Source organism: Cupriavidus sp. JZ107, from assembly GCF_053903255.1.
The window spans coordinates 894,635-914,764 of sequence record NZ_CP096480.1 but is presented as its reverse complement, the minus strand read 5'-3'; the positions used below and the strand labels follow the sequence as shown (position 1 = coordinate 914,764).

Genomic DNA, 20,130 nt, shown 5'->3' with positions numbered 1-20,130 from the left:
TGCATTGAAGGTCCGGCAGAATTAACAGATCGATCCGCGCCGCGTCAATCCCGCCATGCCAGCCTATGACCGGCGGCGCGCCGCCAGCAGCGCGTCCACCGACCAGCGCCCGCCGCCGCGCGCCGCGACCAGCAGGGCCACCGCGAGCAGCACCAGCGGGTACTCCATGCCCCGATCGATCCAGGCGAAATGCTGCCGGTGGATATAGCAGATCGCGATCATCTGCAGCGTCATCAGCGCGGCCAGCGGGCGGGTCAACGCCCCGGCGATCAGCATCGCGCCACCGAAGGTCTCGAGCACCGCCACCAGCCACGCCAGCACCGGCGCACCGGGCAGGTGCAGCACGTCCGCGATCAGCCGCGTCGCCCCGGCCATCGGGTCGGCCATCGAACCGTGGCTGGTGCCCAGCAGCTTCGGCACCCCGTGCGTCATCATCACGATGCCGAAGACGATGCGCAGCAGCAGGTAGGCCAGCGGTTCGAGCCGGGAGGCCGGCAGGCTGGCAATGACGCCGCTCGGCGCCTGGGCATGCGAAGGAAATTGGTTGGACATGGAAGGCTCCTGGTTCAGGCGTTCGGTCGCGTCCGAGCGCGCGGGGGCAAGGTCAACGGCAGTTCGCGCAGCCTGGCGCCGGTCAGCTGGAACACCGCATTGGCAACCGCCGGCGCGATCGGCGGCGTGCCGGGCTCTCCGGCACCACCGGGACTCTCCGCACTGTCGACGATATGGACTTCGATTACCGGCATCTCGGCCATCCGCAGCGCCGGGTAGTCGTGGAAGTTGGATTCGCGCACCGCGCCGTCGACGATCGTCACGCGGCCATGCAGCGCCGCGCTGAGCCCGTAGACGATGGCGCTCTCCATCTGCGCGCGCACGTTGTCGGGATTCACCGCCACGCCACAATCGATCGCGCAGACCACGCGATGGACGCGGATGGCACCGTCCCGCACCGAGACGTCGACGGCTTGCGCCGCCACGCTGCCGAAGCACGCGTGCACGGCAATACCGTGCCCTCGACCGGGTTGGGGCCGACGCCCCCATCCGAAGCGCTGCGCGGCAAGTTCCAGCACGCGCCGATGGCGCGGTGCGTCCTTCAGCAGTCGGAGGCGATAGGCGACCGGGTCTTGTCCGCTGGCGTGCGCCAGTTCGTCGACCATCGACTCCATCGCAAAGGCCGCATGACTATGACCGACCGAACGCCAGTACCACACCGGCACCGCGGTGCGCGGGGAATGCGCGACGACGCGGTGCGCGGCGGCACCGAGCACATAGGGGGAGTCGACCACGCCCTCGACCGAGGTCGGATGCACGCCGTCGCGTTCGGGATGGTTGGACTGCCCGGCGATGCCGTGCCGCCACGCCAGTGGCCGGCCGTCGCGATCGAGGCCGACGCGGATCCGATGCACGAAGCCGGACCGGTAATAGCCGCCGCGGACATCGTCCTCACGCGACCACACGGTCTTGACCGGCGCGCCTGCGGCGCGGGCAACGTGCGTCGCCTCCGCGATGAAGTCCTGCACCGCCCGCCGCCCGAAGCCGCCGCCCAAAAACGTGGTGTGGATCCGTACCTGCGCAGGCTCGACCCCGGCGATCTGCGCCACCGTGCGCTGCGCCAGCGTCTGCATCTGCGTGCCGACCCAGACATCGCAGCCATCGGGCCCGAACCGCACGGTGCAATTGAGCGGCTCCATCGGGGTGTGCGCGAGATACGGCAGCCGGTACTCGGCCTCGACCGTGCGCCGCGCCTGCGCCATGCCGGCGTCGACGTCGCCTGCCTCCAGCGCGATCGGCCCGCGCTCGCGCGCCAGCCGCGCGAAGTCTGCCATCAGCGCGGCGCTGCCCAGCGCCTTGTCGCCGCCCTGCCATTCGACCTTCAACGCATCGCGCCCGCGCTTGGCGGCCCAGTAATGGTCCGCCAGCACGGCCACGCCGCTGGGCACGGCCAGCACCCGCCGGACGCCAGGCACGGCGCGCGCAGCGCTGTCGTCGAAGGAGACCAGCTTCGCGCCGAACATCGGCGCACGCGCGACCACCGCGGTCAGCAGGCCGTCGAGCTTGACATCGATGCCGAAGCGGGCACGGCCGGTAATCTTGTCGGCGGCATCGAGGCGCCGTGCCCCCTTGCCGATCCACTTCCAATCGCCCGCGTTCTTCAAGCGCAGCGCCTCGGCGGCAGGCACCGGCAGCGCCGCGGCCTCGTGAACCAGTTCGCCATAGCGCAGGCGCCGGCCGTCATGCACGACCGCCCCGCTGTCGGTGCGCAGCACATCCACCGGGACCTGCCAGCGCGCTGCCGCCGCCTGCACCAGCATCGCGCGTGCCGCGGCGCCGGCCTGCCGGTAGCGCAGGAATTCGCTGCGCACGCTGCGTGAGCCGACCGTGCCCTGCATGCCGCCGAGCATCGCAATGCCATAGGCCGGTGCAGCGGGAGCATGTTCGACGCGAATGCGGGTCCAGTCCGCATCGAGCTCTTCGGCGATCAGCAGCGCAAGCGAGGTCCAGACGCCCTGCCCCATCTCGGAATGCGCGAGCAATACCGTCACGCTGTCGTCGGCACCGATGCGGAGGAAGACATTGGGTGTCCACGGTGCCGGCTCCGCAGCCATGGCATCGTCGACAGCGCCATCCGCCAGCCGGCGCATCGACGGCACCGAAAATCCGATCACCAGCCCGCCGCCGAGCACCGCGCCGGCGGCCAGGAAACGGCGCCGCGAAACGTCGAGCGGGGCCTTCACGATGTCCGCTCCCGCGACAGCTCGGCGGCGCGATGGACCGCCGCGCGAATGCGCTGGTATGTCCCGCAGCGGCACAGGTTGCCCGACATCGCCGCGTCGATGTCCGCGTCCGTCGGCGCCGGGTTCTGCCGCAGCAGCGCGGACGCCGACATGATCTGCCCCGACTGGCAATAGCCGCACTGCACCACGTCTAGCTCGGCCCAGGCCCGCTGCACCGGGTGATCGCCGCCCGCGGACAGTCCCTCGATGGTGGTGATCCGCGCTCCTTGCACCGCCGAGATCGGCAACACGCAGCTGCGCTGCGCCATGCCGTCGACGTGAACGGTGCAGGCACCGCACTGTGCCATCCCGCAACCGAACTTGGTTCCCGTCAGGCCGGCCGCGTCTCTGAGGACCCAAAGGAGGGGCATGTCCGGGTCGACCTGCAGGTCGTGATCGGTGTCGTTGATCGTCAGCTTCATGATTCGGTTCTCCGCCGCGGCACCCTGCCGTCGTTGGCGCATTCTGTCGGCTGCGCCGCGGGCCCACAATCCGGCTGCCGTTGGCAGGTCTATTCAATGGGGACGAACAATGGCGAGCGGCCCTCGGATGACGCCGATGTCAGGAAACGGATATCGGAGATGCCGCCGGCGATCGCCGGCGGCTTGCGCAGAAGGAAGACGGAGGGCCTTCGCGCTCAGGCCGGGTGGGACACCGCCGCGGCCGCCAGAGCCTCATCGCGCCGGTGTGCCAGGCGATACAACACCGGCAGCACCAGCAGCGTCAGCGCCGTCGATGACAGGATGCCGCCGATCACCACGGTGGCCAGCGGCCGTTGGACCTCGGCGCCGGTGCCGGTCGCGATCGCCATCGGCACAAAGCCGAGCGAGGCGACCAGTGCCGTCATCAGTACCGGCCGCAGCCGCGTCAGCGCGCCGAGCCGGATCGCCTCGTCGAGCGGCTTGCCCTCTTCGCGCAGCGTGCGGATGAACGACAGCATCACCAGCGCATTTAGCACCGCGACGCCCGACAGCGCGATAAAGCCGACCGCCGCCGTGATCGACAGCGGCAGGCCGCGCAGCCACAACGCAAGGATGCCGCCCGTCAGCGCGAACGGAATGCCCGTAAACACCAGCATGCCGTCCTTGATGTTGTTGAACATGACGAACAGCAGCACGAACACCAGCAGCAAGGCCACAGGCACGACGATCTGCAAGCGTTCGGTGGCCGAGCGCAACTGCTCGTAGGTACCGCCCCAGCCGAGCCAGTAGCCGGCCGGCATCCTGACCGCGCTGTCGATCGCCGCCTGCGCCTCGGGCACGAAGCTGCCGATATCGCGGCCACGGACATTGGCGCTGACGACGACGCGCCGCTTCCCGTTCTCGCGCGATATCTGGTTGGGCCCTGGCGCGATCGCCAGCGTGGCAACCTCGGCGAGCGGGATATAGCTGACCCGCGCGTCGGCCCCACCACCCTTCGGCAACGCGATCGGCAGCCGGCGCAGCGCTTCGATGTCCTGCCGGACTGCATCGGGCAGGCGCACGATGATGTCGAACCGCCGATCGCCCTGATAGAAGATGCCGGCCTCCTTGCCGCCGATCGCAATCGCCACGGCGTCCTGGATATCGCTCAGGTTGAGCCCGTAGCGCGCCGCCTTGTGGCGGTCGATGTCGACGGTCAGCATCGGCAGCCCGGTGGTTTGCTCGACCTTGACCTCGGACGCGCCCGGCACGTTGCGCAGCACTGCCGCGATGCGTTCGCCCGTCTGGTCGAGCACCGCCTGATCGTCGCCGAACACCTTGACCGCCACGTCGGACCGGACGCCCGAGATCAGCTCGTTGAAGCGCAGCTGGATCGGCTGCGAGAACTCGTAGCGGTTGCCCGGGAGTTTCGCGACCTCCAGCTGCATCGCCTCCAGCAGCGCCTCGCGGGTCTTGATTGGCTTGGGCCATTCCGATTGCGGCTTCAGCATGATGTAGCCATCGGAGATATTGGGCGGCATCGGGTCGGACGCCACCTCCGCGGTGCCGGTACGCGCAAACACGCGCTCGATCTCGGGGAATTTCGCCATCAGCGTCGTTTCGAGCTGCTTCTGCATCTCGACCGACTGCGACAGGCTGGTGCCCGGGATCCGCAGGGTCTGGATGGCGATATCGCCTTCGTTCAGGTTCGGAATGAACTCGCTGCCCAGGCGCGATGCGATGGCCAGGCACAGCACGACGGCGACGCCGGCAAAGGTCAGCACGACCGGCGCGTTCGCCAGCGACCGCTCCAGCCATTGCGCATAGCGCCGCTTCGCCCATGCCATCAGCCGGTTTTCGTTCTCGGCGACGCGCTCGCCGATGAACAGCGCAACGGCGGCGGGCACGAAGGTCACCGACAACAGCATCGCGCCCAGCAAGGCCAGCACCACGGTGAAGGCCATCGGGTGGAACATCTTGCCTTCCACGCCGGTCAGCGCAAAGATCGGCAGATAGACGATCATGATGATCAGCTGGCCGAACAGCAGCGGCCGCCGTGCCTCGCGCGCGGCGGCGAACACTTCCTCGAAGCGTTCGGAGCGCGTCAGCGGCCTGCCGCGATGCGCCTGCGCATGGGCGAGCCGCCGCACGCAGTTCTCGACGATCACCACCGCGCCGTCGACGATGATGCCGAAGTCCAGTGCGCCCAGGCTCATCAGGTTCGCGCTGATCCGGTAGCTCACCATGCCGGTGAAGGTGAACAGCATCGACAACGGAATCACCAGCGCCGTGATGATCGCCGCGCGGATATTGCCGAGGAACAGGAACAGCACGACGATCACCAGCACCGCGCCCTCGAGCAGGTTCTTCTTGACGGTGGCGATCGCCTTGTCGACCAGCCGGGTCCGATCGTAGACCGGCACGATGCTGACGCCCTTCGGCAAGGTGCGGTTGATCGCCTGGACCCGCTCGCCGACCGCCTGCGCCACCGCGCGGCTGTTCTCGCCCATCAGCATGAACACGGTGCCGAGCACCACCTCCTTGCCGTTCTCGGTGGCGGCGCCGCTGCGCAGCTCCCTGCCGATGCCGACCTCGGCGATGTCGCGCACGCGAATCGGTTGTCCCTGCGCGCTGCCGACGATCACGTCGCCGATCTCGGCCTCGCTGCGGACCTGCCCCGGGGCGCGCACCAGATACTGCTCGCCGCTGCGCTCGATATAGCCGGCCCCGACATTGTCGTTGTTGCGATAGAGCGCGCTGACGACGTCGGCCAGCGTCAAGCCGTACGAGGCCAGCTTCTCCAGGCTCGGCGCGACCAGGTATTCCTTGTCGAAGCCGCCGATCGAGTTGACCTCGGTCACGCCCGGCACATTGCGCAGTTGCGGCTTGACGACCCAGTCCTGCAGCTCGCGCAGATCGGTCGGCGTGTAGCGCGAACCGTCCGGCTTGCGGGCGCCCTCCTCGGCCTCGACCGTCCACAGATAGATTTCGCCCAGCCCCGTCGAGATCGGCCCCATCGCCGGCGATACGCCGACGGGCAGCCGTTCTCTCGCCTCCTGGATCCGCTGGTTGACCAGCTGGCGCGCGAAATGGATGTCCGTGCCTTCGTTGAAGATCACGGTGACCTGCGACAGCCCGTAGCGCGACAGCGAACGGGTCTGCTCGAGGCCCGGCAGGCCCGCCATCGCGGTCTCGATCGGATAGGTGATCCGCTGCTCGGTTTCCAGCGGCGAATAGCCCGGTGCCGAGGTATTGATCTGGACCTGGACGTTGGTGATGTCGGGCACCGCATCGATCGGCAGGCGCGTATAGCTGAGCGCGCCCAATGCCGCCATGCCGAGCACGGCGAGCAGCACCAGAGCACGCTGCGCAATGGCGAAACGGATGACACGTTCGAACATGGCGATCTCCCGTGTCAGTGCTGGTGCCCGGCAGCGTCCTTGCCGAGGTCGGACTTCAAGACGAAGCTGTTGCGCGCGGCATAGCGCGTGCCGGGGCGAAGGCCCTCGCGGATTTCGACCAGTTGGCCATCGCTGCGTCCGGGCACGACGCGCTGCGCGACAAACCCCTTGGGGCCGGCCACGAACACCACGCGGGTGCCGCCGACATCCTGCACCGCGTCGGCCTGCACCGCCACCGGTACCGCCGCCTTGTCGGTCAGCACCTCGACGGTAACGAACAGGCCCGGCCGCCAGGCCAGATTCGGATTCTTCAGCGTGACGCGCGCCTTGGCCGTGCGGGTCTGCTCGCCCAGCAGCGAGCCGACATACGAGACCTTCCCTTCCGCCTTGCCCTCCGACGCGGCCGAGCGGATCAGCGCCGTCTCGCCGACTCGCACGTGTTCCAGGTCCCTGGCCGAGACGACGAACTCGGCCCAGACCGTCGAGAGGTCCGAGATCGTGAAGATATTGGCGTTGTCGGCCACCGCTTCGCCCAGCGCCAGATGCTTCTCGACGATGACGCCGTCGAAGGGCGCGCGCAGTTCGAACTGATTGAGCCGCGCCGACGAGGCCTTCGCACCGACCGCGGTCAGCTTCTGCTGCGCATTCTGCACGGCGATGCGGGCCTCCTCCAGCGCCGCCTTGGCCTGCAGATAGTCCTGCTCGGCGGAGATCTTCTCCTCCCACAGCTTGCGTTCGCGCTGATAGGTCGCGCTGGCCAGCTCCATGCGGCGTTGCGCGGCCAGCAGTTCGCTGCGCTGATCCGACAGCGCGGTGCTGGCGATCACCGCCAGCAAGCGCCCCTTCGTGACCCGCTCGCCCAGCGTGGCCGGCACGCTTTCGGCAACGCCAGCCAGACGCGGCACCACATGCGCGGTGCGGTCTTCGTTGAAGCGGATTTCGCCGGGAAACTGCAGCCCCGACTGGATCGTCGCGGGGCCTGCGGTCTCGATGGTGATGCCCGCGCGCTGGATCTGTTCGTCGGTCAGCGCGATCGGGGCGTCGTGGTCGGCATGCCTGTCCGCCGCCCGGGTCGCGGCCGAGGTCGCCGCCGCTGTGGATGCCTGCTCGCCACCATGTCCATGCCCGTCGCCATGGGCGTCGTGCGCGTCCGTGCCGGCGCGGCCGGTCAGCAGCACGGCAGCCGTCGCCAGCGTGCCGCCCGCGAGAATGGCCGCGATGGCGGCCTTTTGCTTCGATGTGATTGCCATGATCGAAATCGGTCCTGGTTAGCGTCCGACGATGCGGTCGATGGTGGTGGCCGCCTGATAGGCGCGGGCCAGCACGCCGAGGTAGCGAATGCGGGCCTGGAACAGCGTGCGCTGGGCATCGAGCACGTTCAGGAAATCGAACTTGCCGGCCTCGAAGCCACGCGTCGCGGCGTCGTAGGCGCGCTCGGCCGCGGGCAGCACCGTTTCCTTCAGCGCCTGCGCCGAGCTGCGCGATACGGCCAGCTGGTTGCTCGCCTGTTGCAGTTCGTTGGCCAGACGGATCCGGTTGGCCAGGAATTCGTCCGCGGCCTTGTCGGCGCGCCGGATCGATTCGTACAGATTGCCCTGGTTGCGGTCGAACAGCGGCAGCGGTATCGCCACGCCGAGCACCGGCATGGTCCGATTGGCCTCGTTATCGCGCTTGGTGCCGACGCTGACGGTGATGTCCGGATAGCGGCGGCTGCGTTCGACGTCGACCAGCGCCTGCCGGCGGCTCACTTCGAGACGGCTTGCCAGCAGCAGCGGCGAGTCCTCCAGCGCGGCCAGCAACTGCGCCGGCGCGGGACGCGACGGCAGCGCATCGAGGTCGCCGCGGACTTCGGTGAATTGTGGCGAGGCATTGCCCCACAGCGCGGCCAGCGCCTGCCGGGACGACTGCAGTTCCGCGCTGGCATCGGCCAGTTCGAGTTCGGCATTGGCCCGCTCCACCGCGGCGCGTGTCTCCTCCAGCGGCGAGACCTTGCCCGCGGCGACGCGCCGTGCCGCGGCATCGGCGCCCTTGCGCGCGATATCGACCGAGGCGGCGGCCAGCCGGACGCGCTCCTGGGCCACCGCCACGCCAAAGAAGGCGGCGATCACGGTCGCACGCAGATCGGCCTGCGTGCTGCGCCATTGTGCCTGGGCGACGTCGCGGCCCCGCTCCGCTGCCGATAGTCGTGCGGCACGCTTGCCGCCCAGTTCGATTGGCAGATTGAGTTGAGCCGTGGTGGCGCGGGATTCGCGCCGCGTGTCCTCCATGGCAACCGCCACTTCGGGATTGGGAATGGTCCTCGCCTGCCGGATCGCGCCTTCGGTGGCGTCGATCTCCCTTGCCGCGGCGGAAAGTGAGAAATTGCCGGCCGCGGCCAGCGCCAGCGCTGTCTCCAGCGTCAGCGGCTCAGCGGCCTCGCTTGGCCGCGCGGAAGCTTCGATCGCGGGCAGCGGTGGTTGCGGATATGGCTGCTGGAATGGCTGTGGGTATGGCTGTGCCCCAGCCCGGCCGGGGCCGAAGAGAATGGCCGCCATGCACAGCGGCACGATGTATCGTCGCATCGAATTGCACCTGGAAAAGACACCAAGGGAATTCGGCGAGACGGGAAATCAGGAAGGAATCGATCCGGTCGTCTCGCCGCTCAAGCGAGACGAAGCCACTGCGGGCGATCGGGGGCGCGGGGATGGAGCGAGGTGTAGTGGAAATCGTGCGTCACCACCGCGGTCCGCGGCAGGCGCAACACCGGCACGTCGGTCGGTTCGGGACGCGCGAACGGCAGCGAGGCCAGATGGCAGGTGCCGCAGTCCGGATCGAACAGGCCTTTCGCGTCGGCGTGGTCTTTGGCGTCAGCCTGAATGGCGGCCTCGATGGTGGCCTTGATGGGGGCCTTGGTATCGGCGTTGTAAGCCTCGGCCTTGCCGTCGCCGCGATGCTGGTGCTGGTGATGGCCCAGGTGCCATTGCGCCGCCGGCCGCTGTTCGTGCCCGCAATAGGCGGCGGCCGCGGCCCAGACGGACTGGAGCGGCAACAGCATGACCAGCAGGATCAGGAAAAACCGGCGCATCGACGATCGGAACAGAACTGGGCGGCCGGCGCTGCGATGCCTGTCTGCAACGCGGCATGCCGGAACGCGGCACAGTGTACCCCAAAGCCGCAGCGCGGCTAAAGCCGGGCGTCGGGATCGCCGTGCACTGCCCACGCGCGCAGCTTGCCGAGAAAGAGTTCGACGACCCTGGCCGCGTTGCCATCGGAGAAGCCGGCGCTGTGCGGCGTCACGATGACGTTGGGCATGTCCCACAGCGGCGAATCCGTTGGCAGGGGCTCGTGGGCAAACACATCGAGATAGGCCCCGGCCAGCCTGCCCTCGCGCAGCGCCGCGATCAGGGCCGGCTCGTCGACGACTTCGCCGCGTGCGACGTTGACGAGGTGCGCGCCCTGCGGCAGCCGGGCCAGCGCTTCGGCGCCGATCAGGCCGCGGGTGTCTTTGGTCAATGGACATGCCAGCACCAGCCAGTCGGTGCGCGGCAGCACCTCCCCCAGCGTCCCGTATGTCACGGTCTGATAGTCCGGGCCGGCGGAGTCGGGACGTTGCCGCACCGCCACCACGCGCATGCCGAGCGCGTGCAACACCGCGCCGATCTGCTGGCCGATTGGTCCCCAGCCGACGATGGTCGCCGTCCGTCCATGCAGATCGCGCGGCATGCCGGTCGCAATCAGCGGCGCCCATTGCCGTTCGCGCTGCGCCGCCAGCATCCGCGGGAAATGTCGAGCCAGCGCCAGCAACCCGGCCAGCGCGGTCTGCGCCACCACGCTGGCATTGGCCCCCGACGACGTGGTGACCTTGACCCCGCGTTCGCGCAACTGGACATAGACCGGGCGGTCGGCGCCGGCGGAATGCACATGGGTCCAGCGCAGCGACGGCGCTTCCAGCAGCGCGGTATAGAAGCGCTGCGTCGACGGCAATACCTCGTGCTTGGTCGACAGGCCGGTGACGTCGCGCGAGACGAACGCGATATCGGCATCGATCGTGCGGGCATCGTCGATGGCGGGCGCCAGCACCGCGGTCCACGGACGGTCCTGCAGCACCGCGGCGATGGCGTCGCCATGGGCCCGCAGGGCCGGCTCGGACAACAGGATGCGCAAGGGCGCGAAACGCGAGGAAACGGTCATGGTGTCGAGATATCCAGCCAGGGCGTCAGTCTACCGAAGCGCCCGAGGCGCGCACGACGGCCTTCCACTTCTCGTATTCGGCGCGCGTGAACTTGCCGAACTGCTGCGGCGAGCCGCCGACCGGGTCGGCGCCCTCACGGATCATCTGTGCCTGCAGCGACGGCAGCACCTCGTTGACCGCCTGGTTGATCTTCATCACGACGTCCTGCGGCGTGCCCTTGGGCGCGAAGAAGCCGAACCACGAGCCGGCCTCGAAGCCGGGGAAGCCCTTCTCCGCGACCGTCGGCAGGTCGGGCAGCGAGCGCGAACGCCTGGCGCTGGTCACCGCCAGCGCGCGCAGCTTGCCGCTCTGGATATGCGAGATCACCGACGGGATCGTGGCGAACATGAACTGCACGCGCGCGGACAGCAGGTCGTTCAGCGCATCGGCGCCCTTGTAGGGAATATGCGTGGCCGGCGCGCCGACCCGCTCGGTCGGCATGAAGCCCGACAGATGCGACGACGTGCCGACGCCGGTCGAGCCGTAGTTCAGCTTGCCGGGATTGGCCTTCAGGTAGGCGACGAACTCGTCCAGGTTCTTGACCGGCAACGAGGGATGGACCACCAGCACGTTCGGCACATCGGCGATCTGCACGACCGGCACCAGATCGGTCAGCGGGTCGTAGCTGAGCCGCTTGTACAGCGTCTGGTTGATCGAGATCGGCCCGACCGAATTGACGAGCAACGTATAGCCGTCGGCCGGCGCGCGGACGACGAATTCCGTGCCGATATTGCCGCCGGCGCCGGGACGGTTGTCGACGACGAACGACTGCTTGAAACGCTGCGCCAGCTGCTGGCTGACGTTGCGGGCCAGGATGTCGGTGGTGCCGCCCGGGGTAAAGGCCACGACCACGCGCACCGGCTTGGTCGGATAGTCGGCCGCATGGACTTGCGGGGCAAGGGCCGCGGTAGCGGCGATCATCGCTGCCGCGATGGCTCGGACGAATGGGTTGGCGAAGCGGAACATGGATGTCTCCTCGTTGCTTGTTGTGTATGGTTTTCCCGTGGCAGGTCACGGGTTTGAAGCGGTTGCGGCTCTCAGGCGGCAGCGGCTAGCCGGCCGCAGGGGCTGCCCTCTCCCCAACCCTCTCCCGCAAGCGGGAGAGGGAGCAGACCTGGGGCACTCGATGGGGCTGCCCTCTCCCCGGCCCTCTCCCGCAAGCGGGAGAGGAGAAGACACGAGGCACGGGCGGCACGTTGAGGCGGCTCCCCTCTCCCGCTTGCGGGAGAGGGGTTGGGGGAGAGGGCAAGCGTGTCATCACGGAAAGCCGTAAAGCCGCGCCGGATTCGCGATCAGCACCCTTTCGCGCGCCGCCGCATCCGGCAGCCAGCGCGCCAGCAGGTTGAACAGCACGCCGTCGTCCGGCATCAGATGCGGCTCGAAGTAGTTGATATGCGGCCAATCGGAGCCCCAGACCACCTGGTCCGGATTGGCCTTCAGCAGCGCCGCGGCGAACGGGTCCACCCCGTAATAAGGCGCCCCGCCGGGGTTGAGCCGATCGGCGCCCGAGATCTTGGTCCACGCCGTGCCCTCGGCCAGCATTGCGCACAGCGCCTGGAACCCAAGGTCCGCAACTCCGCGCGCGGTCGACATGCGGCCCATGTGGTCGACCACCAACGGCAAGCGAAGCGCTTTCAGCCGTGGGCCCAGTTCGACCAGGTCCGGCGCGTGAATCCAGATCTGCGCGTGCCAGCCGCGTTCGCGCAGGCGCGGCGCGATCGCCTCGAGCACATCGATGCCGACACCGTTGCGGTACACCGCATGGCCATCGACCCGATACAGGTTGATCCGTACACCCCGCACGCCGGCCTGGTGCCAGGCATCGAGCTCGGTGTCGGTGGTATCGGCGGCCGGCACGGCGATCCCTCGCAGCCGCGCCGGATAGCGCCGCAGCGCGTCGAGGACCACGGCATTGCCGGCGCCGGTGCCGCTGGCGCTCGCGGTCACCAGCACGCCGCGCATCAGGCCCAGCGCGTCGAGATGCGCGATGAACGCCTCGGCGGGATAGGCCGCGGGCGTATAGCTGCGATCGTCGGCAAGCGGAAAGCGCTCGAACGGCCCGAACACGTGGGCGTGGCTGTCGCAGGCACCCGGCGGCGCCCGGAAGGCCGGCGGCGTGATGCGTTCGAAGGCGGGGAGACAGGGGCGCGTCATCGCAGCGGCTCGCAATACAGTGGAATGCCAACGCTCATTCGGCGGCCTTCAGCCGGCCCGCGGACGCCAGCGTCTGCGCTCGCGCGTCCTCACGCTGCAGCAGCGTCGACAGTTCCTGCGGCGACGATGGATGAGCCACGCTTCCGACCGTCAGCAGCCGGCTCTTCACCGCCCCTTCCGCCAGCGCCCTGCGCAGCGCAGCGTTGATGGCGTCGACCACCCCTGCTGGCGTGCCGGCCGGCGCCAGCAGTCCAGTCGCGGTGGTCGCTTCGAAGTTGGCCAGGCCCGCCTCGCGCAGCGTCGGCACCTTCGGCAACGCCGCATCGCGCTCGCGCGACATCACGGCCAGCGCGCGCAGCGCGCCCGACTGGATATGCGGCGCCGAGCTGGTCAGCTGGTCCACCACCATGTCGATCTGCCCGCCCATCAGGTCGACCAGCGCCGGCGCCGATCCCTTGTAGGGCACCTGATTGAGGCGAATGCCGGCCGCGTCTTCCAGTTGCAGCATCGCCATATGGTTGGTCGTGCCGGGACCGGCATGGCCGGCGGCGAGCTTGCCCGCGTTGCCCTTGGCGTAGGCCAGCAGCGACTGGATATCGCCAAAGCGCTTGTCGCCGCCCTTGACCACCACCACCAGCGCGGTGGTCGACACCAGGCCGACCGGGTTGAAGCTGGCCAGCTTGAAGTTGGTTCGCGTCATGCGCGGCAGCACCACGATGGCGTTGGGCGTGGTGACCAGCAGCGTGCTGCCGTCGGGCTCGGCCCGCGACACCAGCGTGGCGCCGATCACGCCACCGGCACCGGGCCGGTTGTCGACGATCACGTTGCGGCCCAGGCCCTGCTCCAGCGCCGGCGCGATCGCGCGCGCGACGACATCGAGATTGCCGCCGGGCGCAAACGGCACCACCAGCGTTACCGGCTTGTTGGACAGCGACTGCGCACGCGCGGCGCGCATTACCATCGGGGCGGCGCCAAGCGCCAGCATCTGCGCCAGCAGGCGTCTGCGGTTCATCGTGGTCTCCATCCTGCGAAGTCGTTCTTGTGGGGTGCGCCGCGCTCAGTCGCGGTAGCTCGGATCGATCCGGTCGAGCTTGCGCAGCAGCGCCGGCCATTCCATCACGCCATAAGGCCGGCGCGTGCCGGGCTGATAGTTGTTCCAGGTGGCCTCGAGCACGTCCTGCCCGACCTGCCGCAGCGGCGTGTTGCACGACAGCGCGCCGATCTGCGCGCGGCAGGCCAGTTCGAGCCGGTGCATCCAGTTGAAGGCCTCGCCGACGGTATTGCCGACGGTCAGCGCGCCGTGATTGCGCAGGATCAGCGCCTCGCTGTTGCCCAGGTCCTCGATCAGCGAGGCCTGCTCGGCGGTATCGAGCACCACGCCCTGGTAGTCGTGGTAGCCGATCTTCAGGAAGCGCATCGCGGTCTGCGTGATCGGCAGCAGCCCGCATTCCAGCGCCGACACCGCCATCGAGGCCCAGCTGTGGGTGTGGATCACGCAGGCGACTTCCGGGCGCGCCTCGTGCACGGCGCTGTGAATCACATAGCCCGCCTTGTTGATGCCGTAGTTCAACGCGCCGAAATCCGGCTTGGACAGGATGTTGCCGTCGTGATCGACCTTGATCAGGCTCGATGCGGTGATCTCCTCGTACATCATGCCGTAGGCGTTGATCAGGAAGGCGTTCTCCTCGTCGGGCACGCGCACCGAGATATGGTTGGCCATCATGTCGGCCATGCCGTAGAGCTCCACCAGCCGGTAGCAGGCCGCCAGATCGACGCGGGCCTGCCATTCGGCGTCGCTGCAACGGTCGCGCATCGAGGGGATGTTCAACACGCCGGGTTTGGTCATGGTCTCTTTCTCCTTGTGTTCGTTCGTACGGTCGCCGGGATCAGTCCGACCCCAGGGCCAGATCGCTGGGCCGGCGTTTTTCGATATGCCATTTCAGCAGCGCGGCGCTGCGATAGATGCCGTGCGCGAACTTGCCGTACGGCAGCGTCAGGAACAGCGCCATCACGATGCCAAGATGGATGGCCAGCAGCGCCGCCATCGCGCCGGTATCGCGCCAGGCCAGCAGCGCCAGGCCGCTCGCGCTGGTCAGGAACAGCAGCGCGATGAAGCCGCGGTCCATCGGGCGCTGGTCCGGATCGCCGGTGCGCGGATCGCGCCGCAGGTTAAGCCGCAACAGCCCCGCGGGCCCGATCAGCAGTCCGATGCCGCCCAGCGTGCCGAGCACGACCGGCAGGCTGGTATACGCGTACGGCGCATGCAGGCCCAGCGCATAGTGGTAGAACGTGGCCACCGTCGTCGCGGCAAAGCACAACATGAAGCCGTAGAAGGTGAAATGGTGGAAGCGCCGACGGGCCAGCGTGAAGGCGTCGTCCTCGTTGTTGCAGCCCTCGCCATGGCCGCCGTCGAGATAGCGCAGGCGCAGCGCGTCGCCGGCGGCGCCGGTCGCCGCCGCCGCGCGCGATTCGCCAGGCCGCGTACCCGGGGAAACCTGCCGCCAGAAGCGAGTCACGCCGACGCCGAGCGCGAGGATCGCGAACAGGAAGACGATGCCGAACATCGCCGCCAGCAGGTTGTGCGGGAAGAGCGCGTAGAAATTGCCGGCCATCGGCGCGTGCCACAGGCCGCCGCCCATCGCCACCGCCATCAGCAGGAACAGCGCGAGGCCCGCGGCCAGCGCCAATGACGTGGCCAGCCCCGCGCGGCGGTACAAGCCGCCCAGCGCGGCTGGAAACGCGTAGTCGCCATAGGTCTGCACGCGGACCTTGGCCATCGCCTGCGGAATATTGACCGCGAACTCGTGCGGCGGCGCGTACTGGCACGCGTGGAAGCAGGCGCCGCAGTTGTGGCACAGGTTCGACAGATAGTGGATGTCGGCCTTGCCGAATTCGAGCCGGCGGGTCATCGCCGGGAACACCGCGCAGAAGCCCTCGCAATAGCGGCAGGCATTGCAGATCTGCAGCGTTCGCGCGACTTCGTGTTCGTCGGCGGTCAGCGGCAGCGCGGCCTGCGCCAACGCCGCCGCCTCGCGCGTCAGCGCTTCAAGATGTTGCATGTTGCTGTTCCAGAGATTCGGTACGAACGGGCACGGCGGCGCCCCGTTGGGCGGCGGCGGCCTGCGCGGCCTGCGTGCCGGCGATGCGGCCGAACGCGGTGCCGATCGACATGCCGACACCGGCGGTATAGCCCTTGCCGAGCACGTTGCCCGCCATCATTTCGCCGGCCACGAACAGGTTGGCGCTCGGCTTGCCGCCGAAGTGCACCGCGGCCTTGTCGTCGACCTTCAGGCCGAGATAGGTAAAGGTGATGCCCGGCCGCAGCGCATAGCCGTAGAACGGCGGCGTGTCGATCGGACGGGCCCAGTGGGTCTTCGCCGGCGTCAGGCCCTCGGTATGGCAGTCATCGAGCACCGTGTGGTCGAAGGTGCCGACGCGGCAGGCCGCGTTGTAGTCGCCGACCGTGCGCATGAAGGTCGCCTCGTCCAGGCCCAGCTTGCGCGCCAGCTCGGGCAGCGTGCGGGCCGTGACGCCGGGAAAGACCGGCGGCATGAAACGGCCGATCGCCTTCGCGTCGATGATCGAGTAGCCGATCTGCCCGGGCTGCTGCGCCACCAGGCGGCCCCAGATCGCATAGCGCTTGGGCCAGAAGTCCTCGCCTTCGTCGTAGAAGCGCTCGGCGTTGGCGTTGAGCACCACGCCCAGCGACACGCAGTCGATGCGCGTGCAGATGCCGCCGTCGTACAGCGGCGCCCGCGCGTCGATCGCCACGCAGTGCGATTGCGACGGATCGCCGATCGCATCCGCGCCGGCGTCGATCATGTACTTGAGCAGCACGCCCTGATTGAAGCGCGTGCCGCGGATCAGGAAATTGTCGGCGGGCCATTCGCCCCGCTCGTTCTGGCCCCAGGCCTCGCGCAGCCACTCGCGGTTCGATTCGAAGCCGCCGGCCGCGAGCACGCAGGCGCGCGCCTCGATGCGTTCGCTGCCAATGCGGGCGGCAACGAAGCGGTCGCCGTCGAGCTCGATCGCGTCGACCGGCGCGTCGTAGCGGATCTGCACGCCGAGCCTCTCCGCGCTTCGGTAGTAGGCATTGACCAGCGCCTTGCCGCCGCCCATGAAGAAGGCATTGGTGCGCGCGACATGCAGCGCGCCCGACAGCGGCGGCTGGAAGCGGACGCCATGGCGGCGCATCCAGTCGCGGCAGTTCGACGACGCGCGGATCACCAGGCGGGCCAGGTGCTCGTCGGTGATGCCGCCGGTCACCTTCAGCAGGTCCTGCCAGTACTCCTCTTCGGGATAGGCGTCGACGAGCACGTCCTGCGGCGCGTCGTGCATGCAGCGCAGATTGCGCGTGTGCTGCGAATTGCCGCCGCGCCATTCGCGCGGCGCGGCCTCGAGCAGCAGCACGGAGGCGCCGGCTTCGCGCGCCATCAGCGCGGCGCACAGGGCGGCATTGCCGCCGCCAATGACCAGGACGTCGATCATGCGGCGTCCTCGAACGAGGGCATGGGGAAGAAAGGCACGGTTCGGTCGTATCGATGTTTGACGCGACTGTACCGATACCTTTGGGCGCTGCTAAGGCGCCGACGGAATGGGGGCTTCACGAATCGTGAAGGGGTACGCCCGGGAGGCGCCCCCGGCCGTTCAGCGGCCGGCGTCGGCGTCTCGGAGGCGCGCCATGTACCGTCCCCGATATCCGCAGTTGGTCAGTTTTCCTCGACATTGTATTTGGCAGGACCGGACACTAAGCTCGTCGTACGCATGCATGTCGGCGCAAGCCCCGAGCGGCTTGCAACCCCCCACGACTCACTACGAAAGAGGAGTCGACGACATGAACATCCTACGGCGATGGCCCAGGATGGCGCTCGCATGCGCCATGCTTGCGGCCCTGACGGCATGCGGCGGCGGCCACGACGATGACGACGGCCCCGAAGCGGCACCGACCATCCAGCTGCTTTCCTCCTCCCCCGACCACGTGACCGGCGGCAACGCGTTGATCGATATCACCGTGCCGCGCCAGATCAAGCTGGACCGCCGCCCGCTGCGGATCGAGCTCAACGGCAACGACATCACGCGGGAATTCCGTCCGCTGCTGGACGACCTTCGCCATCTGCAGGCCGTCGTGACGGGTCTGCGCGATGGCGAGAACACGCTGACGGCCAAGATCGGCCGCGAAACGGCCACGCTGAAGATGACCAACTACCCGATCACCGGGCCGGTGATTTCGGGGCCGTGGCAGACGCCGTTCATCTGCCAGACCGAGAGCTTCGTGCTGCCGGACGGCTCGCGCCTCGGTCCGCCGCTCGACGCCAACTGCAGCGTCGCCACGCGCGTGCACTACCTCTATCAGAAGAACACCGGCGGCGCGCTGGTGCCGATGCCGAGCACGACCTCGCTGCCCACCGACGTCGCCAGCACGACCACGCTGGATGGCCACACCGTGCCGTTCGTGGTACGCGTGGAAACCGGCACGGTCAATCGCGGCATCTATCAGAACGCGGTGCTGCACGATCCGACCAGGGAGTCGGCCCCCACCCCGCTGAAGCCGCCGAAGGCATGGAACAAACGGCTGATCGCGGTCGAGGGCTTCGGCTGTACGGGCGGCTGGTACATCCAGGGCGCGGCGCAGGGCAATATCTCGGTCGCCGGCTTCGACTTCACGCTGCTCAATGTCAGGCGGCTCGGCGAGGGCTACGCCACGTTCGCCAATACGCTGCAGCACGCGTCGAACAACTGCAACGCGGTGCTGGCCAGCGAGGCGGCGATGATGTCCAAGGAGGCGGTGATCGAGACCTTCGGCGTGCCGGTCTTCACCGTCAGCGCGGGGTGCTCGGGCGGATCCTATGGCAGCTCGCAGCCGGCCGACCGCATTCCCGGCCTGTTCGACGGCGTGCTGATCGCCTGCACCTTCCCCGACCCGCTGTCGATCGCCCTGTCGGGTTCGGACGGGCACCTGATCACGCATTACCTGATGGGCAATCCGAACGCGCTGACCGACGCGCAAATCGCCGCGGTCACCGGCTACAAGAGCCGCAAGGCCTTCGAGGACGCGGCCAATCAGGCCGGGCGCATCGATCCGGTGCCGGCAAGGCAGGACTTCCCCGGCTACAACTCGGGCGTGTTCAATCCCGCCGTGCCGCAAGAGCTGCGCTATCACCCGGTCAATAACCCGACCGGTGCGCGGCCGACGTTGTACGACGCCGCCAGGAATATGTACGGCATCGACAAGGCCACCGGCTTCGCATTGCGTCCGTTCGACAATGTCGGCGTGCAATACGGGCTGGCGGCACTGAACGGCGGCGCGATCACGATCGACCAGTTCCTCGACCTGAACGAGAAGGTGGGCGGCTACGACCAGGATGCCAACTACGTCCCCGCCCGCTCCCTCGGCGACCTGGGCGCGATCCTGCGGGCGCAGCAGTCCGGCCTGCATCTGGGCGGCAACGGCGGGCTGGCTTCGATCCCCGTGTTCGACGTGACCGGTGTCTATAACGAGGACGCCGCCTATCACTACCAGTGGTTCCATTTCGCGCAGCGCGAACGGATGCTGAAGGCCAACGGCGATACCGCCAACCACGTGATGTGGCGCGGCAACCCGGTGCCGGCCGATACCGCGTGGGATACCTTCATCCGCTGGGTCGCGGCCTACAAGGACGACAAGTCGCCGGCCTCGCAGAAGCAACGAGTCGTCGCCCACAAGCCGCAGAGCGCGGTCGACGGCTGCTGGCGGTCCCAGACGGATTTCGTGGCCGAGCCGCAGACCCTGAGCAGCACGCCGGACACGACCTGCAATTCGCTGTTCCCGTCGTGGACCGCACCGCGCATCGCCGCCGGCGGCCCGGTCTCGGCCGACGTGATGAAATGCACGTTGAAACCGGTCAATCCCGCCGACTACAGCGTGCCGTTCACCCCCGATCAGCTGAACCGTCTGCGCGCGATCTTTCCGAGCGGCGTGTGCGACTGGACCAAGCCCGGCGTCAACCAGACGGGCGTCGTGCCGAACGGATCGTTCGGCCCTTCGCCGGTGAATCTGGTGTTTGACATCACGAAGTCGTAGGCCTGGCAGACGTCTTGTGGCCTTGTGGCTCCTTTTCCGTGGTGAAATGAGGCACGGGGTGCTATCGTCGGCACCTGGCATCCCGTGCCACAACTCGACACTGTTGGAAGGAGACAACCTTGAAGCCACG

At 68.3% G+C, this 20,130-nt stretch carries 15 protein-coding genes; 1 reads left to right on the top strand and 14 read right to left on the bottom strand.

All coding sequences use genetic code 11. The features are described from left to right. Positions 1–63: 63 nt before the first annotated feature. The 14 genes from M1D55_RS03905 to tcuA form a co-directional block, all read right to left on the bottom strand. On the bottom strand, positions 64–552 hold the full coding sequence (locus M1D55_RS03905; protein WP_456281176.1) for a DoxX family protein: 489 nt from the start codon (positions 550–552) through the stop codon (positions 64–66). Positions 553–566: 14 nt separating this feature from the next. Next, positions 567–2,735, bottom strand: coding sequence for a molybdopterin cofactor-binding domain-containing protein (locus M1D55_RS03900; RefSeq protein WP_456281175.1), 2,169 nt, complete (start codon positions 2,733–2,735; stop codon positions 567–569). Beyond that, positions 2,732–3,199, bottom strand: coding sequence for a (2Fe-2S)-binding protein (locus tag M1D55_RS03895; protein ID WP_456281295.1), 468 nt, complete (start codon positions 3,197–3,199; stop codon positions 2,732–2,734). Before M1D55_RS03895 ends, M1D55_RS03900 begins: the two co-directional genes overlap by 4 nt. A gap of 212 nt (positions 3,200–3,411) precedes the next feature. Continuing rightward, complete coding sequence (locus M1D55_RS03890; RefSeq protein ID WP_456281174.1) at positions 3,412–6,576, bottom strand: CusA/CzcA family heavy metal efflux RND transporter; 3,165 nt, start codon at positions 6,574–6,576, stop codon at positions 3,412–3,414. Positions 6,577–6,590: 14 nt separating this feature from the next. Then, entirely contained in the window at positions 6,591–7,826 is a 1,236-nt protein-coding gene (locus M1D55_RS03885) for an efflux RND transporter periplasmic adaptor subunit (RefSeq protein WP_456281173.1), read from the bottom strand. A gap of 18 nt (positions 7,827–7,844) precedes the next feature. Next, positions 7,845–9,137: a TolC family protein gene (locus M1D55_RS03880; protein ID WP_456281172.1), complete on the bottom strand. Its 1,293-nt coding sequence runs from the start codon at positions 9,135–9,137 to the stop codon at positions 7,845–7,847. Positions 9,138–9,217: 80 nt separating this feature from the next. Then, the gene (gene czcI / locus M1D55_RS03875) at positions 9,218–9,640 is read right to left on the bottom strand and encodes a cation efflux protein, CzcI family (RefSeq protein ID WP_064575501.1); all 423 of its coding nucleotides are present in this window, start codon (positions 9,638–9,640) and stop codon (positions 9,218–9,220) included. 98 nt (positions 9,641–9,738) lie between these two features. Continuing rightward, entirely contained in the window at positions 9,739–10,746 is a 1,008-nt protein-coding gene (locus M1D55_RS03870) for a D-2-hydroxyacid dehydrogenase (RefSeq protein ID WP_456281171.1), read from the bottom strand. A 25-nt stretch (positions 10,747–10,771) separates the two neighbouring features. Beyond that, entirely contained in the window at positions 10,772–11,752 is a 981-nt protein-coding gene (locus tag M1D55_RS03865; RefSeq protein WP_456281170.1) for a Bug family tripartite tricarboxylate transporter substrate binding protein, read from the bottom strand. Between the two features lie 291 nt (positions 11,753–12,043). Continuing rightward, positions 12,044–12,940 carry an amidohydrolase family protein gene (locus M1D55_RS03860; RefSeq protein ID WP_456281169.1) on the bottom strand — a complete coding sequence of 299 codons (897 nt, stop codon included), beginning with the start codon at positions 12,938–12,940 and terminating at the stop codon, positions 12,044–12,046. 34 nt (positions 12,941–12,974) lie between these two features. Next, positions 12,975–13,952, bottom strand: coding sequence for a Bug family tripartite tricarboxylate transporter substrate binding protein (locus M1D55_RS03855; protein ID WP_456281168.1), 978 nt, complete (start codon positions 13,950–13,952; stop codon positions 12,975–12,977). 45 nt (positions 13,953–13,997) lie between these two features. Beyond that, the gene (locus tag M1D55_RS03850; RefSeq protein ID WP_232206438.1) at positions 13,998–14,786 is read right to left on the bottom strand and encodes a class II aldolase/adducin family protein; all 789 of its coding nucleotides are present in this window, start codon (positions 14,784–14,786) and stop codon (positions 13,998–14,000) included. Positions 14,787–14,826: 40 nt separating this feature from the next. Continuing rightward, positions 14,827–15,999: a tricarballylate utilization 4Fe-4S protein TcuB gene (tcuB, locus tag M1D55_RS03845; protein ID WP_456281167.1), complete on the bottom strand. Its 1,173-nt coding sequence runs from the start codon at positions 15,997–15,999 to the stop codon at positions 14,827–14,829. Beyond that, entirely contained in the window at positions 15,986–17,428 is a 1,443-nt protein-coding gene (tcuA, locus tag M1D55_RS03840; protein ID WP_456281166.1) for an FAD-dependent tricarballylate dehydrogenase TcuA, read from the bottom strand. The genes tcuB and tcuA overlap by 14 nt, the downstream gene beginning before the upstream one ends. A 391-nt stretch (positions 17,429–17,819) precedes the next feature. Between tcuA and M1D55_RS03835 the strand changes: the two genes are divergently transcribed. After that, a complete protein-coding gene (locus M1D55_RS03835; RefSeq protein ID WP_456281165.1) occupies positions 17,820–20,000 on the top strand; it encodes a DUF6351 family protein in 2,181 nt (726 codons plus the stop codon). Positions 20,001–20,130 lie beyond the last annotated feature (130 nt).